1 protein-coding gene is annotated in these 500 nt (G+C 48.8%); it reads left to right on the top strand.

The features are described 5' to 3' along the window. Nucleotides 1-57: 57 nt before the first annotated feature. Nucleotides 58-441, top strand: coding sequence for a hypothetical protein (locus FW758_RS24800; RefSeq protein ID WP_446446848.1), 384 nt, complete (start codon nt 58-60; stop codon nt 439-441). Nucleotides 442-500 lie beyond the last annotated feature (59 nt).

Below are 500 nucleotides of genomic sequence, written 5' to 3'. Positions count from 1 at the left end.
GTCAAGTAACCCGGATGCGGCAAGCCGCACCGGTTCTTGAAGCGTTAGGCATACACGATGAGCCGTAGATACCTCAATCTTCAGGAAGCAGAGTCGGCACTTAAGCGAGGAAAAGCAGTTGAGTGCTTTCTTGGTGGGTGCGAACGGGATGGTCGTGCTGGTGTTCGGTGGCTAAGCGTTCGAGGTTCCAAATCCGAAATAGATGTCTCAGTTTACGAAACAGCTGACCTGGGTGATGAATCATTCATCGATATTTATGAGTTCGGTCCACTTGATCCAGACCTGGAGCTAGAGGACGCCAATGAGGTCAAATCTTTCACTTCATTTGGCCAAGCGATAGAGTTTATTGAGCAACGATTCGCAGGATCATCTGAAAGATTATTAAACGAGTTTATGATTCAAGATGAATATGCCGACTACATTTCGAGGGGCAGGAAGTAGAAATGCCTAATCGGGTAGCCGGAGGTATCTAGCCTCCAGCCCCCACACCACCCTGCATG

This window comes from Shewanella sp. 1180_01 (assembly GCF_052850535.1).
This window is presented reverse-complemented; position numbering and strand designations above follow the sequence as displayed.